This window comes from Phyllobacterium sp. 0TCS1.6A (genome assembly GCF_026420825.1).
Classification (GTDB): domain Bacteria; phylum Pseudomonadota; class Alphaproteobacteria; order Rhizobiales; family Rhizobiaceae; genus Phyllobacterium.
Genome location: NZ_JAPMAB010000003.1, coordinates 252999 through 266279 on the forward strand (window position 1 = coordinate 252999; position 13281 = coordinate 266279).

15 protein-coding genes are annotated in these 13281 nt (G+C 57.8%); 3 read left to right on the forward strand and 12 right to left on the reverse strand.

All coding sequences use genetic code 11. The annotated features are described in order from the left end of the window. Positions 1 to 6 precede the first annotated feature (6 nt). Genes OSJ75_RS09330 through OSJ75_RS09350 form a run of 5 tightly spaced genes read right to left on the reverse strand, consistent with a single transcriptional unit; the run spans position 7 to position 4231 of the window. The gene (locus OSJ75_RS09330) at positions 7 to 732 is read right to left on the reverse strand and encodes an SDR family oxidoreductase (protein ID WP_267227708.1); all 726 of its coding nucleotides are present in this window, start codon (positions 730 to 732) and stop codon (positions 7 to 9) included. Positions 733 to 735: 3 nt separating this feature from the next. Beyond that, a complete protein-coding gene (locus OSJ75_RS09335) occupies positions 736 to 1398 on the reverse strand; it encodes a GntR family transcriptional regulator (RefSeq protein ID WP_267227709.1) in 663 nt (220 codons plus the stop codon). Between the two features lie 40 nt (positions 1399 to 1438). Further along, positions 1439 to 2719 (reverse strand): TRAP transporter large permease, encoded by a 1281-nt coding sequence (locus tag OSJ75_RS09340; RefSeq protein WP_267227710.1) that lies wholly within the window; start codon positions 2717 to 2719, stop codon positions 1439 to 1441. A gap of 9 nt (positions 2720 to 2728) precedes the next feature. Further along, positions 2729 to 3217 (reverse strand): TRAP transporter small permease, encoded by a 489-nt coding sequence (locus tag OSJ75_RS09345; RefSeq protein WP_250015641.1) that lies wholly within the window; start codon positions 3215 to 3217, stop codon positions 2729 to 2731. A gap of 27 nt (positions 3218 to 3244) precedes the next feature. Further along, positions 3245 to 4231, reverse strand: coding sequence for a C4-dicarboxylate TRAP transporter substrate-binding protein (locus tag OSJ75_RS09350; RefSeq protein WP_250015639.1), 987 nt, complete (start codon positions 4229 to 4231; stop codon positions 3245 to 3247). A gap of 182 nt (positions 4232 to 4413) precedes the next feature. Here OSJ75_RS09350 and OSJ75_RS09355 point away from each other — a divergent pair, with 182 nt between their 5' ends. Next, positions 4414 to 5262 (forward strand): sugar phosphate isomerase/epimerase family protein, encoded by an 849-nt coding sequence (locus OSJ75_RS09355; protein WP_250015637.1) that lies wholly within the window; start codon positions 4414 to 4416, stop codon positions 5260 to 5262. Positions 5263 to 5382: 120 nt separating this feature from the next. On the opposite strand, the gene OSJ75_RS09360 is transcribed toward OSJ75_RS09355, so the two are convergent. The 7 genes from OSJ75_RS09360 to OSJ75_RS09390 form a co-directional block, all read right to left on the reverse strand. Continuing rightward, the gene (locus OSJ75_RS09360) at positions 5383 to 5676 is read right to left on the reverse strand and encodes a glutathione S-transferase family protein (RefSeq protein WP_267227711.1); all 294 of its coding nucleotides are present in this window, start codon (positions 5674 to 5676) and stop codon (positions 5383 to 5385) included. Between the two features lie 825 nt (positions 5677 to 6501). Beyond that, the gene (locus OSJ75_RS09365) at positions 6502 to 7320 is read right to left on the reverse strand and encodes an SDR family oxidoreductase (RefSeq protein WP_267227712.1); all 819 of its coding nucleotides are present in this window, start codon (positions 7318 to 7320) and stop codon (positions 6502 to 6504) included. Between the two features lie 33 nt (positions 7321 to 7353). Further along, the gene (locus tag OSJ75_RS09370) at positions 7354 to 8163 is read right to left on the reverse strand and encodes an HpcH/HpaI aldolase family protein (protein ID WP_267227713.1); all 810 of its coding nucleotides are present in this window, start codon (positions 8161 to 8163) and stop codon (positions 7354 to 7356) included. 40 nt (positions 8164 to 8203) lie between these two features. Next, positions 8204 to 8935: an amino acid ABC transporter ATP-binding protein gene (locus OSJ75_RS09375; protein ID WP_267227714.1), complete on the reverse strand. Its 732-nt coding sequence runs from the start codon at positions 8933 to 8935 to the stop codon at positions 8204 to 8206. Then, a complete protein-coding gene (locus tag OSJ75_RS09380) occupies positions 8916 to 9575 on the reverse strand; it encodes an amino acid ABC transporter permease (RefSeq protein WP_267228033.1) in 660 nt (219 codons plus the stop codon). Before OSJ75_RS09380 ends, OSJ75_RS09375 begins: the two co-directional genes overlap by 20 nt. Next, positions 9569 to 10288, reverse strand: a complete 720-nt coding sequence (locus tag OSJ75_RS09385; RefSeq protein WP_250015631.1) for an amino acid ABC transporter permease — start codon at positions 10286 to 10288, stop codon at positions 9569 to 9571. Before OSJ75_RS09385 ends, OSJ75_RS09380 begins: the two co-directional genes overlap by 7 nt. A gap of 83 nt (positions 10289 to 10371) precedes the next feature. Continuing rightward, positions 10372 to 11184 (reverse strand): transporter substrate-binding domain-containing protein, encoded by an 813-nt coding sequence (locus OSJ75_RS09390; RefSeq protein WP_267227716.1) that lies wholly within the window; start codon positions 11182 to 11184, stop codon positions 10372 to 10374. 262 nt (positions 11185 to 11446) lie between these two features. Here OSJ75_RS09390 and OSJ75_RS09395 point away from each other — a divergent pair, with 262 nt between their 5' ends. After that, positions 11447 to 12208: a FadR/GntR family transcriptional regulator gene (locus OSJ75_RS09395; protein WP_267227717.1), complete on the forward strand. Its 762-nt coding sequence runs from the start codon at positions 11447 to 11449 to the stop codon at positions 12206 to 12208. Then, positions 12201 to 12860 (forward strand): RraA family protein, encoded by a 660-nt coding sequence (locus tag OSJ75_RS09400; protein WP_267227718.1) that lies wholly within the window; start codon positions 12201 to 12203, stop codon positions 12858 to 12860. Before OSJ75_RS09395 ends, OSJ75_RS09400 begins: the two co-directional genes overlap by 8 nt. The last annotated feature ends 421 nt before the right edge of the window (positions 12861 to 13281 follow it).

Here is a 13281-nt window from a genome sequence, read left to right on the forward strand (position 1 = left end):
GGGATCTCACATGGTTACACCACCATCGGCGACGTAGACGGCACCGGTGGTATAAGCAGATTCGTCGGAAGCAAGGTGGACTGCCAGTGCCGCTATCTCCTCTGGCTGACCGAGGCGGCCCAATGGTTGCCGGGCGATAAAATCAGCTCGAGCTGCATCATAATCACCAGTGGCTTGGGCTCTCGCATTGAGCGAGGGACTATCTGTCGTGCCAGGGGCGATGAAGTTGGCACGAATGCCCTGTTTGACAAAGTCAGCAGCAAGTCCTTTGGTCAAGCCCATCAAAGCGGCCTTGCTCGCCCCATAGGCAAACCTGTTTGGTGTTCCTTTGATTGCCCCGGCTATCGAGCCGATATTTATGATGTTGCCGCCGCCCCGCTCGATCATGCGGGGCAGAAATGCCCGAATGAGATGGAATGGGGCCGACACGTTGATGTCGAAGGAGGCTTGCCACTCCTCATCCGGGCAGTCGAGGATTGACCCTGTGTGCACATAGCCCGCGACGTTGACAAGCACGTCCACCCTGCGGGGTATCGCTGCGAAACTGGAAATTGCGGCTCGATCGGAGACGTCCAGACGATGAGCTTCGATCCCTGCGGGTAGTTCAAACGGCGATCGGCTGGTGGCAATCACCTTTGCACCCTCCGCAGCGAAAGCCAATGCAATCGCCCGACCAATACCGGCACCCGCACCTGTGACGAGCGCAATTTTTCCGTCAAGGCGGTTGCTCATGACTTATTTCTCCTGTTCTTCCAGCACTCGCAGATAGGACTTGCGGGTTTGGTCGATATGCGCCGCCAACAGAGCTTGAAGCTCAGGGATATCTTGTCGCTGGACATAGGTGAGCATTTGGCGATGCTCCGCGACTGAACGCGAATTCAAGTCTGCGATCCGCGACAGGCGTGATCGCAATGCCTGTGTACGAAAGCCCACCTGACTGAAAGCTTCGACAAGGAAAGGATTGCCGCAAAGCTCGATGAATACCTGATGGAACGCACCGTCCAGTTTGTGATAGCTAACGGTGTCATCGCGGTCATAGGCCGCCTGCATCTCCTCCATGACGACACTCATCTGGGAAACAAGTGATGTGTGGTTGCGGTTAATTGCCAGGCGGCAAGCGGCAAGCTCCAATACCGTACGCAATTCGCTGATCTGCTCGACCTGTTCTGCTGCTATGCGGAATACGAAAGAGCCTCGTTGCGGAAGCACTTCTACCAATCCTTCGAGCTGGAGCTGCTGTAGCGCCTCTCGCACCGGAGTCTTCGACATACCAAGATCGGCGGCCAACGCATTTTCCGAAAGAGCAGCGCCCAGCTGAATCTTGTTATCGATGATACGGCTTCGCAGTTCGTCCACTACCAGTTCCTTCAGTGACCTTGGTCTCTCGATCTTCATCATTTTGCTCTCGACAATCGCCAATACTGCAACTGCCTCCTTATCAGCCGAAGATCAGGTTGGGTATGTAAAGAACAATGCTCGGGACAAAGATCAGCAAAACCGTCACAATGCTGATAGCCAGCAACAGCGGCCAGCCTTCTTTGATATAGTCCTTTATCGAGACGTTGAGGATTGAGCAGACCGTGTACATGGCAGCTCCAACCGGAGGTGTGAAATTGCCCAAGGTCGCCGCGATCACGAAAATGATCCCGAAATGAACAGGATCACCACCCAGTCGGGTGACCACCGGCAGAACGATCGGCGTCATCATTATGATCAGTACCGTTGCATCGACAAAGAGCCCGGCTACGATTGTGAGCAGCACGATCAGTACCATCACCACCTGGACATTATCGGTCAGAGTGCCCAACCCCGACGCCACAAGCTCAGGTAATCTCTCGAATACAATTCCGTAACCGAAGATGGCAGATAGGCTGATCAGAAACATTACGGATCCGACATCGCCAAGGCTTGACTCCAGCGCTTCAATGAAGTCGCTCACCTTCATTCTCTTGTAGATAAGAAAGCCGATAAACACGGCATAGAGTACGGCAACGGCGCCAATCTCTGACGGAGTGAAGATACCGGCGCGAAGCCCCACCAGCAGGATAACCGGGAACAGGATGGCCCAAATGCCGCCGCGGAATGCAGTGATCGTCTCTTTGGCTGTCGGGCGCGTCGAGCGTTCCGGGGGATAACCCCGCTTGGTCGCCGTTATCCAGACCGAAAGGCTCATCGCAACGCCCAGAAGCAACGCCGGCAGGATCCCACCGGCAAAAAGGCGCCCGATCGAAACCGATCCAATCGTACCGAACAGAATCATTCCAATACCCGGCGGAATGATGGGGGTCAGCAAGGAGGAAAACGACAGGACGCCCGCTGCAAAGCCCTTGGTCATTCCACGGTCAATCATTTGCTGGCCGAGCATGCGGGACTGCATAGCCGCATCCGCGATCGCCGAGCCGGAAACACCGCCCATTAAGGCAGATAGCACGATCGAGATTTGGGCCAGCCCGCCACGCAGTCGTCCGGTGAGGACGGATGCAAGATTGAGAAGGCCCTCCGTAATGCCCGAGCGGTTCATCAAGTTGCCAGCTACAATGAACAGTGGGACGGCGAGGAGCGAGAAGTTTTGCGTTGTCGATACAGTTATCTGCAGCGGTATCGAAATGGGCAGTTCGGGGTGCTGCAGGAAGAACATCATTCCGGAAATGCCTATCGCGAATGCGACCGGCATTCCGATGACAAGGAAAATGGCAAAGACGATAGCGACAAGGAGCATGGTTTTGCCTCAGCTGACAGATGCTGTCGGGGGTGCGTGTTCCAGGCGGGCGTCCTTGAACTTGATCAATGTCGTGATCAGCATCAGCGTGCAGCCGACGGCAATTGAGCTTGTCACCCAGGAATATGACACTCCAGGAATGCCGTTGAAGGATCTCGCGCGGCTTGCCCATGCCAGAGTTACGCCATACCAAACGCCATAGCAGAGGAACACGGCTATGATCCCGAGATTGATCTTATCAAGGACGCGTCTGGTCGTGGATGGCAATCGTTCTGTGAAAAGATCCAGCGACATGAGGGTGTTGTTGCGCCATGCGATGTCGGCGCAAAGGAAAACGGCCCAGGCGAAAAAGCCGGTTGATAGATCAATGGTCCAATTGAGTGGCATGCTCGCCATGCGCGCGACTCCACCCAATAACACCATACAGATCATGGCGATGAGAAAGAAGCCGGCGAGGATAGCCTCCAACCGCGTAAGGGAACGATAAAATGCCTTCATATGAATTTCCTAGCCAGCCATCACCTATCAGCGGCCCAGTTCTTTGTAGAGCGCGTCTCGAACGTCCGTCAGGTTGAGGGCTTTATATGCTTGCTCACTCGCGGCTCTGAACGCTTCGAGGTTGACATTGTCCACAACGGTCATTCCCGCTTCGATCAGTGCCGCCTTTTCTGTTTCAGCCTGCGCCTGCAGCACTTTCGTCGTCTCCTGCCCTGCAACGCGGCACTCCTCGACGAGCGCTGTCTGGAACTCGGGCGGAAGAGTTTCGAACCAGGTCGTTGAAACGACCTCGAAATTCAGAAGCAGGATATGTCCTGTTTCGCTAACGTGACTGACCACTTCTTGGAGATTGTTTGGCCGAATATTAGCGTAAGTGACCTCTGCGCCGTCGATCGCCCGCTGTTGGAGCCCTGGATAGATTTCCCCGAACGCCATAGCCGTGGGCGCCGCGCCTAGCGCACGGGTCGCTTCCTGCCAGATGGGAGCCGGGGGTGTCCGGATGCGAAGGCCGGAGAGATCCTGGGGGTTGCGGACGGGCTGATTGGTAAAGACATGGCGCAGCCCTTGCGAGAAGTCGAAACACACAACCTTGAGACCGTGCTGTGTCGCCAATTTGTCGATCCATCCTTGAACCACAGGCAGCTCGGCCAATTTGAAGGCTTCATCGAAAGACTTGACCAGATAAGGTCCGTTGAGGACCGCGATCTCTGGGACGTAGTTGCCTAGTCGCGCCGCATCGGTGTTTTGGCCGACATTGGCCCCCATACGGATCTGCTCAATGATGTCTTCCTCAACACCGAGCTGGGCAGAGTGAAATACCTCGATCTTGAGCCCGCCCTTGGTGCGCTCAAAGACGCGATCTGCCCATTTCTGAAAGCCCTGGTGATAAGCCTCGGCAGGCGTGTGCACGTGATTAAGCCGTAAGACGTATTCCTGAGCCAGAGCTTGACCGGTGGACATGAGCGCCAACGCGCCGACGCACAACGTCGCTGCAATGCAATTCTTAACAGACATGAATTCCTCCCATAAAGCCACCTTGTTCCCTCAAGGCAGCATGTCTCCTCAAATGCGGATGCTCCACGAAAGTCTGCTGCGTGTTCTCCTCCACCATCAGACTGCTAATGACAGATCTTGCATACTTGCATATCAGATGCAAGATATCAGATATAAGCATGAGACAGGGAGGATACCGGACGATGACGCAACGCTCTATACACGCCTACACATGGGTCCCGCAGTGGACGACAGAGGACGGGGCCTATGCGGTGGAGAGGGCGGCGGCATTTGGGTTCAATCATGTTGTTGTCCCCATCCGTAACCATGAGAACATCGAGCCGACCAAGATTGGGCGGATCTTTGCCGATGCCGGACTTAAGCCCGTAACGACATCGCCGCTGCAGATCGACAACGACATATCAAGTACTGATCGGTCGATCTGGAAGCGCGGCGTTGAACGTCACAAAACCGCGCTGGAACTTGCCGCGGCCATGGGTGCAGATCGAATGGGCGGTATACTCTATTCCGCATTCGGAAAGGCCACTCGTGTGGCCACGGAAGACAACTTCAACGCCGCCGCTGAAGGGCTGGCGATTGTTGCGGACAAAGCAAAAACGATGGGAATGATGCTGTCACTCGAAGTGGTGAATCGTTACGAAACGAACCTTATCAATACCGCATCCGACGCAGTCAGAATGATCGAAACCATCGGCGCAGACAACGTCAAAGTACACCTCGACGCCTTTCACATGAACATAGAAGAAGACGATATGATGGATGCGCTGGAGACTGCCCTTCCCCATCTGGCTTACTTCGAGATCGACCAGAACCATCGAGGATCGCTAAGCCGTGGTACCATCGACTTTTCACCCCTTCTGATCCGCCTTAAACATGCCGGTTATCAAGGACTCGTAGGTGTGGAGGCATTCTCGTCGGCCGTCTCGCATCCAGACATCGTTGCCGGTGTCGGAGCATGGCGGAACTTGTTCGAACACGGAGATCACATTGCACGGGAGGCGGTCGAACTCCTCGAAAAGCATGGATTCTGAATCCCTGGAACTTGGTTTGTGAAACACACCCTCGATGCGATTACCTTAACTCGGCGGTTCAAAACTGCAGTTGCAATCCTGTTCCGGTCGTATCAGGCATACCTCGCTCCGAATCCTGCATCAGAATGTGAGGCCGATGCTGTTGAAGAACGTATCCATGCGGTGATCAAGATCCCGTTTAGTTTCTACCCACGCGGGGATTGTATTCAGAAGCCGTTGTTGCCAAGCCCAGAGGTTCGAAAACTCAGCAAGGGGCGGCTTGGATCGGTGAACCTGGGAGAATGGGACAGAGATATCGATGTCAGCCAATGTGAGTTCCTTGCCGACGATAAACTGCCGGTCTGCGAGATGAGCGTCCAGAATTCGGGCCGAGCGAATCTTGTTTAGTGAGAGGTCGATGACCTCAGCGATCATTGCAAGAGCACTTGACTGCAGATGACGACTACCGAGAACAGTTCTCTGAATTGTTCCGCGTTTGCCGATCTGCCGCCCTCTCAGCGGGGGCCGCTCAAGGTCAATCCGAGGCCCAGGTCGACGCGGCCCTCTGCGACGCTGATACGGCTCGATTACAGCAGGAATCCGACGAGAAATTTCGAAAGTTCGCACATGAACCTGGCGAAATCGTAAAGCGCTTCCTGTCAGCGATGTAACGCGCTCGCCATTTCGATTTATGACTTCACGTCCTAGTGAGAATTCCCATTTTCAGAGTGAATCCTAGTTGAACTCGAGATGCCACCTTAATAGGACTATAATATAATCAATCTGCGCACTTAAGCGCTCCGCGGAGCACCCAAGCCTCTATGTCTGTGACTTTACTTGATTGAGCGGTTCCCGTTGCAATTTTGCTTTGCGGATCAGCTTTCATTACGATGAGGCACCTTTTCGCAACTTTGCGGTGGGGCGTCGCATTGACATGCCTCGGTATGGCTATGCCATTATGCTGTTCGAAACAGGGTATGCTACGCCTTTTAAGCAAATAGTCGAAAACAACTTCATCGTTGCCAGCGTCATATTGGCATGCCGCGCCCTGAACGATCGCCGTCGCCGCCTATTTCTGCACGCAGAGCCTGTTCGTCGGCATTACCGGCAGCCTAGCGGTGATGCTGCTGCCGGGCGACACAGCCTGGCCGCTCGTCGCCTATTCCGCCGTCATGGCGTTGATCGTCATGATGGCGCTGCGGCTGACGCGGCGATAAGCCAGGACGGGGCGGTGCCTAGGCGCACCGCCCTCGCCAGCAGCTACCAGGCGGTGAAGCCGCCATCGACCACGACGTTGGACCCGGTCATGTAGGAGGATGCATCGGAGGCTAGAAACCGGATGATGCCATTATACTCGTCGATCTCGGCCTGACGGCCCATCGGCACCCTTTCGAGAAAGGCTTCGATGAACTCCTTGTCGAAGCTCGCCGTCTTGACGCCACCGAAGGAGATGAGGTTGACGCGGACTTTCTTGGTACCCCAATAGGTGCCGAGATAGCGGGTCAGGTTCACGAGCCCGGATTTCGACGCGGCGTAGGAAATGGCCTTGACGAAGGGTATGCCGTCCCGCTTCTCGCGATAGGCATAGAGCGCCTGGTTGGGCGAGACGATGCCGTAGATCGAGCCGACATTGATGATGGAGCCGCGTCCCGCCTCGGCCATCCTGCTGCCGACCACCTGGCTGGTCAGCATGACGCCGGTCAGGTTCGTCTCGATGATCTCGTCCCAATATTTCTGCGGATAGACCTCGAACGGCGCGTTCTGCTCGGCGGAGCCGTCTGGCTTGGAGTCAATGCCGGCATTGTTGACGAGGATATGCGGCACGCCCCAGTCCGCGATCAGTTTTTCGGTGGCCGTCTCGAGTGCCTCCTTGTCAGTGACGCTGGCCTCATAGACGCGGATGCGCTCGGTTAGCCCCGGAAATTTCTCCGCCAGCTTCTCGTCGCTGAACGGGCGCCGGCTGTAGATCGCCACCTTGGCCCCTGCCTCCGCGAGCGATTTGGTGAACTGGGTTCCGAGTTGGCCGAGGCCGCCGGTGACGACCGCAACGCGGCCTGCAATGTCGAATGGATCACTCATTGATTGGTCCTTGCTGGATATGATGCGCTTTGCTCAGGCGGATTTCGCTGCCGTGTCGATTGCTTCGCGGGCCCGGCGGCATCCTTCATTGAGGAACAGCACGTCATTGCCCATGATGATCATGTCGACGCCCTTTTTCTTGAGCGCTGTGACATTGTCGGCGACCGGCGGAATGCACGGCGCCATGACCTTTATGTTGCGGGCGTGGGCCTTTTCGATAAGCTCGGCGAGCTTGTCTTCCACCTCCGGATGCGACATGGAATAGTCGATGGAAATGCGGCGCGAGATCGAATAATCGGCAGGCCCGAAATTGATCACGTCGATGCCTTCGACATCGAGGATTTCGTCGATATTGTCGAAGAATTCGTAGCTTTCCGCCATCGGTATCACCAGGCGGCTTTCATTTTCGTGCTCCATATAGGCCGACCACTGGAAACCCGGGCCGCCGAAGCCTGCCGCACGGCAATTGGCATCGCCGCCGCGCCGTCCATAGGGTGGAAACTTTGCGGCCCGGACGATGGCGCGGGCCTGTTCGGCGGTGCCGACCTGGGGAACGATGACGCCCGTGGCGCCGAATTCCAGCGATTTGCGGATGTCCCACTCATTAGTGCCGCGCACGCGCACGAGTGGCGCAATTGCGGCAAGCAGCGCCGCCAGTACCAGCTTTTCCATCTGCGGGTCGATGTTGACGGGCGTGTGTTCGGCATCGATGAAGGCGAAGTCGAGCCCCCAATTGCCCGCCGCCTCGATGGCCGTGGTGGACCCCGTGTAGAAGGTCGCGCCGAAGACGGCCTCCCCACGCTTCATCTTGTCGATCAGGGTTCGATTCTCAGGACCGGGCAATTGTCATCTCCTTGGATTTGCATGTCATGAATTGTGCGGCTCATTTCAGATCCGGGGCCACGAAGCTTTGAAGTTCCGGTGTTCTTGGATTGGCGAAGAGCTCTTCCGACCTCCCCTCCTCCCAGATGCGGCCCTGGTGCATGAAAACGGTACGGTTGGCGACGCGGCGGGCAAATCCCATCTCGTGCGTGACGAGAACCATAGTCATTCCCGCCTGGGCGAGTTCGGCAATGGTCTTGAGCACCTCGCCGGTAAGTTCTGGATCGAGCGCCGAGGTCACCTCGTCGAAGAGCATGACTTTCGGCTTCATTGCCAGCGAACGGGCGATCGCCACGCGCTGCTGCTGCCCGCCGGACAATTCGTCGGGAAAGGCGTGCCGCTTTTCCTGCAGGTCGACCCGCGCCAGCACTTCCTCGACAAGCGCCGATTGCTGCTCCTTCGGAACGCCCTTCACCACACGCGGCGCCAGCGTGATATTCTCGGCGACCGACAGATGCGGGAACAGATTGTAGCTCTGGAACACCATCCCCACCTCCTTCCGCAATTCACGCAGATTGGCGCGCGACCGGTCGAGGACGTGCCCGGCAACCTCGATGGCGCCGTCCTGAAAAGGTTCGAGGCCATTGATACAGCGCAGCATGGTGCTCTTGCCCGAACCGGAGCGGCCGATGACTGCGACGACGTCGCCATTGTCGACGGTGAGATCGATCCCATTGAGGACCGGGACGGCGCCATATGATTTCTTCAGGTTTTCAATGCGCAGCGCCGGCATGCTTTCTCTCCTTCAATCTCTCGCTCCACCACGACAAGGGGAAGCACACGAGGAAATACATCGCGGCGACCGTCAGGAAGACGTGGAAGGGCTGGAATGTCATGTTATTGAGCAACTGCCCTGCGCGGGTCAGTTCCACGAAGCCGATGAGGGCCGTCACGGATGTATTCTTCACGATCTGCACCATGAAGCCGACGGTCGGGCCGAGCGCGATGCGGAATGCCTGAGGCAGGATCACATAGCGCAATCGTTGCGTGCGGCTGAGCGCGAGTGCGTCCGCGGCCTCCCACTGGGTGGCCGGGATGGCTTCGATACAGCCCCTCCAGATATCGGCGAGGAAGGCGGTCGAATAGATCGTCAGCGAGATCGCGGCGGCGGCGAGCGGCGGAAAGTAGAAACCGGCAAAGCTTAGCCCGTAAAATGCCAGGAATACCAGAATGAGCAGTGGTGTCGCCTGGATGAGCTGGATATAGCCCGCGATGATCATTTGCAGCCAGCGTGGGCCGAGCGCCCGGCCGACCGCAAAGATGAGGCCGAAAACGCCGCCGCAGACGAAGGTGCACAGGGAAAGGCATACCGTCCAGATTAATCCGTTCCAGAGGAACCCGACGCTCGACCACCCGAAGGACTGGATCATGATTCCACCTCGCGCGGTAAAGTGAGTGTTGCAGTGGCCGAACCTGCTGGCGGCGTGCGGCGGCGGAACAGCCACAATCCGACCAGCCAGTAGAGCAGGCGGAACGCAAAGGTGATGCCGATATAGATGGCAGCGAGAACGAGGAAGGTCTCGAGACTGCGGAATGTCTGCGATTCGATCTTAGCGCCCGCGAGCGTCAATTCCGTCGCGGATATGGCCGAAGCGATCGAGGTTCCGAGCAGCGTGAGCGTAAGCTGGCCGGTCAGCGCCGGATAGATGATCCGCAGCGCCGGTATGATGACGACATAGCGCATCACCTGCAATCGCGACAGGCCCAGCGCAAGGCCGGCCTCGATCTGCGTCTTCGGGATCGCCAGAAGGCCGGCGCGGAATATCTCCGCCGAATAGGCGCCGAGATTGAGCGAGATCGCAAGGATCGCCGCGTGATCGGCGCTCAGGCGAAAGCCGATATAGGGCAGCCCGAAGAACAGCAGGAACAATTGCACCAATAGCGGCGTGTTGCGGAAGGCTTCGACATAGGCCGCACCGAACACCGCGCTCCATTTCGGCCCGTCCACCCTCAGCAATGCCACGGCGAGGCCGATCACCAGCCCGACCGCGATGGATTGGGCGGACAGCGTGATCGTGTCGATCGTACCGCTGACGAGCTCCGGCGTTCGGGCGAATACCGGCGCAAAGTTCATTTCATAAGCCATGATGCCTCCTGCTACAGCCGGCCGGCGGTGCTTTCTGCCCCGCCGACCGTCGGGCGCGCCATCATCTGCGCGCCGCGCCCCGGTCAGAATGTCGGCAGCTTGCCGCCTGGCGTCGGAATTCCGATCCACTTCTTGTGCAGCTCATCGAGCTTTCCAGTGATTTCGGCGTAGTAGATGAAGTTGTTCAACCACTGGTGGAGTTCGGTCGCATCCTTGCGTGTCGCCATGGACCAGTAGAGCGTAAAGATGGGCAAGTCGTTCTTGACTTCGAGATTGTCGAGGCTGCGCTTGGTGATGACGTCATTGGCGACGGCGGCAACCGCCGCGGTGGCATCCACCTGCCCCGAAACGAGCGCCTGCATGGCCAGCGCGTCGTCGTCGAAGCGCACGACCTCCAGTCCATCGATGCCGTAGCCGCTGACAGCGACGTCCTGCGTGCTTCCCTTGGGCACCGATACGCGTTTGCCCTTCAGGTCGTCCAGCGAAGTAAGCTTCATGTCCTTGGCGGCCACGAACCGCATCTGATAGGCCCCGTAGGGATTGGTCATGAGAAAGGTCTTCGCGCGCTCCGGCGTCGCCGTCATATGGGCGATCAGGAAATCGACACGGCCGGATTCGAGTGCCGCCGCACGCGATGCATTATTCACGGGCACGACGGCGAGCTGCACGCCGAGAGCCTTGGCCGCCTCCCGAGCCAGGTCGACGATGAACCCATCGGGATTGCCGGATGCATCCACCGTGTCATAGGGCGGGATGCCGGTGAGAACACCGATGGTGACCGTCCCCTTCTTTTCGATATCGGCCGTGGTCTGCGCCTGTGCCGCGGCAAAGGGCGTTGAAAGCAAAGCAGCAAGGCCGAGAACGGCCATGGTGTGACGCGCAAATGATCTGATCATATTTTCTCCTCCCGATCGTTCCTCCCGGCGCCTACTGCGGCGGGTGTTTCGCGACGATTTGATGATGGCCGCCCTGGCTCCGTTACTTCCGAGACCTCCCAGTCACGTCGAGCCACTCTTGACATATGACTTATGACATCAGTATGAGTCAAGTGTAGTTCGGCGAATTTGTCGGGGGACCAGTCAAGCCAGTGCCTGTTGAAGTTTCGAGGGCATTGTCGCAAAGGCTGGAAATATCGACTGGAACAGCGGGAGCGAATGCATGATATCCAATGAGCGAATATCGGATCAGGGACGGTCCCGGGACCGGCTACATTCTTCGGTGGCCAGTTCGCTGGAAGCCCAGATCATGTCGGGAGAGCTGGCGATCGGTGAGCGCCTGCCTTCCGAGAGCGAGATCGCGCGCGATTTCGGCGTATCCACGCGCTCCGTCCGTGAGGCAATACAGATACTCGAAACCAAGGGGCTCGTCCGACGCCGGCATGGGGAACGGACGACCGTGGTGCGGGATGATGTCGGCGAATTTCTCGGCACCCTCGCCATAACTGTCAGACAGCTTTTCTCGAGCGACCCCGAATATTTGCTACAGCTGATGGTTGTTCGTCGCATGATCGAGACGGAAGTGGTCGGACTGCTGACCGCCAGCGAAGATCCGGTGGGCGATGAAGTCCGGGCGGCGCTGGACGCGATGCGGCAGGCGCGCGACAGCGGCGATTTCTCGGGCTTTACCGAGGCCGACGCGGCATTCCATCTCGCACTGGTGCACTCGACCGGCAACCAGATTCTCTCGGTTTTCTACGACAATCTCTATGGTCTCATCACCGAGGTTATCCGAGTGACGAGCCGCGTGCCGAGCAAATCGCTCGATGCGGCCTATGCCGAACATGCGGATATTCTTGCCATGATCCAGAACAGGGACGAGGCAGGTGCAAAGGCCCTCATGCGGGCACAGATCGACAATAGCGCGGCCTATCTGCGCGTTGCCATAAAGAACAGCAAGGACAAGGACGGTAAGAATGCCTGATTTCAACTATTCCGACACTGACTGGGAAGCAATTTCGCGGCTGAAGAAATGGTACTCCGGCGATGTCCACGACAGCATGGAACATCTCGGCCTGTGGGGCTACCTCGAGGGAATCTCCCTGCTCGGCGCGCTGCCTGCCGGCGAGGTCGTCTGCGGGCCAGCCGTGACCGTGCTGTTCGAACCGTCCGATCGCAAGGGCGAGCCGCAGGATGTCTATCACAATGCCATCGACAATACGCCCGAAGGCGGAATTCTTGTCTGCGACGCATCCTGTGCCGATGGTGCCTGCTCGGGCGAACTGATGAGCACCGGGGCGAAGACGCGCGGCGCGGCGGCGACGATCGTCAATGGAACGGTGCGCGACCTGGCGCAGGTCCGCGCGCTTGGCTATCCGCTCTTCGGCACCGCAGTGAGCCCTGTCGGCGTCACCGGCAAGAAGGAGCCGAAGAAATCGCAGGTCCCATTGAAATTCGGCCGGGTCGTGATCAATCCGGGCGATGTGATCTTCGCCGATATCGACGGTGTCGTCGTCATCGCCAAGGACCGGGTGCGTGATGTCGCCGACGCGGCAGACGAACTGGGCAGGAACGAAGCTGCCGCAAGACAGCGCATATTGGCCGGGGAGAAGCTGCAGTCGATCTGGCCCGCCTGATCAATTTTGGCCGGCAGCGGTGCTACAGCCGTTGCCGGCGTCAATGGCTCTGCAAATTTTCCGTAAACTACCATTGTGAGATTGAAAAGGTTGAACTTCGCGCCGGGAAGTCGCAATGTTCAAGGGCCGCATCATCCTGCTGTTTGCGCGACGGTATCTGGCGTACGATCCGTTGGCGGGAGCAGTTCTGCTCGCTAGAGCGCGATCGAGCGCATTGGCAATCGCTGCCGAATAGATCAATAATAGATCGCGTGATCGAATGCAAGCTCTCGGCTTGCTGGGCTCCGCATGGCCTAGTGGAGTCCGGCGAACAGGCGCTGCTTGCGCAGGTGGAGCGTGCAGTGCGTACGCAGGAGTGGGGCTCTAACGGATGTGTTGCAAAAATCGGTTAGCGAGCTCAGCTTACCGCTGGACGCCGGAT

Bases quoted from the DNA above. Each gene is read 5' to 3' on its own strand.
- OSJ75_RS09330 (WP_267227708.1), bottom strand. From the start codon at position 732: ATGAGCAACCGCCTTGACGGAAAAATTGCGCTCGTCACAGGTGCGGGT.
- OSJ75_RS09335 (WP_267227709.1), bottom strand. From the start codon at position 1,398: ATGATGAAGATCGAGAGACCAAGGTCACTGAAGGAACTGGTAGTGGAC.
- OSJ75_RS09340 (WP_267227710.1), bottom strand. From the start codon at position 2,719: ATGCTCCTTGTCGCTATCGTCTTTGCCATTTTCCTTGTCATCGGAATG.
- OSJ75_RS09345 (WP_250015641.1), bottom strand. From the start codon at position 3,217: ATGAAGGCATTTTATCGTTCCCTTACGCGGTTGGAGGCTATCCTCGCC.
- OSJ75_RS09350 (WP_250015639.1), bottom strand. From the start codon at position 4,231: ATGTCTGTTAAGAATTGCATTGCAGCGACGTTGTGCGTCGGCGCGTTG.
- OSJ75_RS09355 (WP_250015637.1), top strand. From the start codon at position 4,414: ATGACGCAACGCTCTATACACGCCTACACATGGGTCCCGCAGTGGACG.
- OSJ75_RS09360 (WP_267227711.1), bottom strand. From the start codon at position 5,676: ATGATCGCTGAGGTCATCGACCTCTCACTAAACAAGATTCGCTCGGCC.
- OSJ75_RS09365 (WP_267227712.1), bottom strand. From the start codon at position 7,320: ATGAGTGATCCATTCGACATTGCAGGCCGCGTTGCGGTCGTCACCGGC.
- OSJ75_RS09375 (WP_267227714.1), bottom strand. From the start codon at position 8,935: ATGCCGGCGCTGCGCATTGAAAACCTGAAGAAATCATATGGCGCCGTC.
- OSJ75_RS09385 (WP_250015631.1), bottom strand. From the start codon at position 10,288: ATGGCTTATGAAATGAACTTTGCGCCGGTATTCGCCCGAACGCCGGAG.
- OSJ75_RS09390 (WP_267227716.1), bottom strand. From the start codon at position 11,184: ATGATCAGATCATTTGCGCGTCACACCATGGCCGTTCTCGGCCTTGCT.
- OSJ75_RS09395 (WP_267227717.1), top strand. From the start codon at position 11,447: ATGATATCCAATGAGCGAATATCGGATCAGGGACGGTCCCGGGACCGG.
- OSJ75_RS09400 (WP_267227718.1), top strand. From the start codon at position 12,201: ATGCCTGATTTCAACTATTCCGACACTGACTGGGAAGCAATTTCGCGG.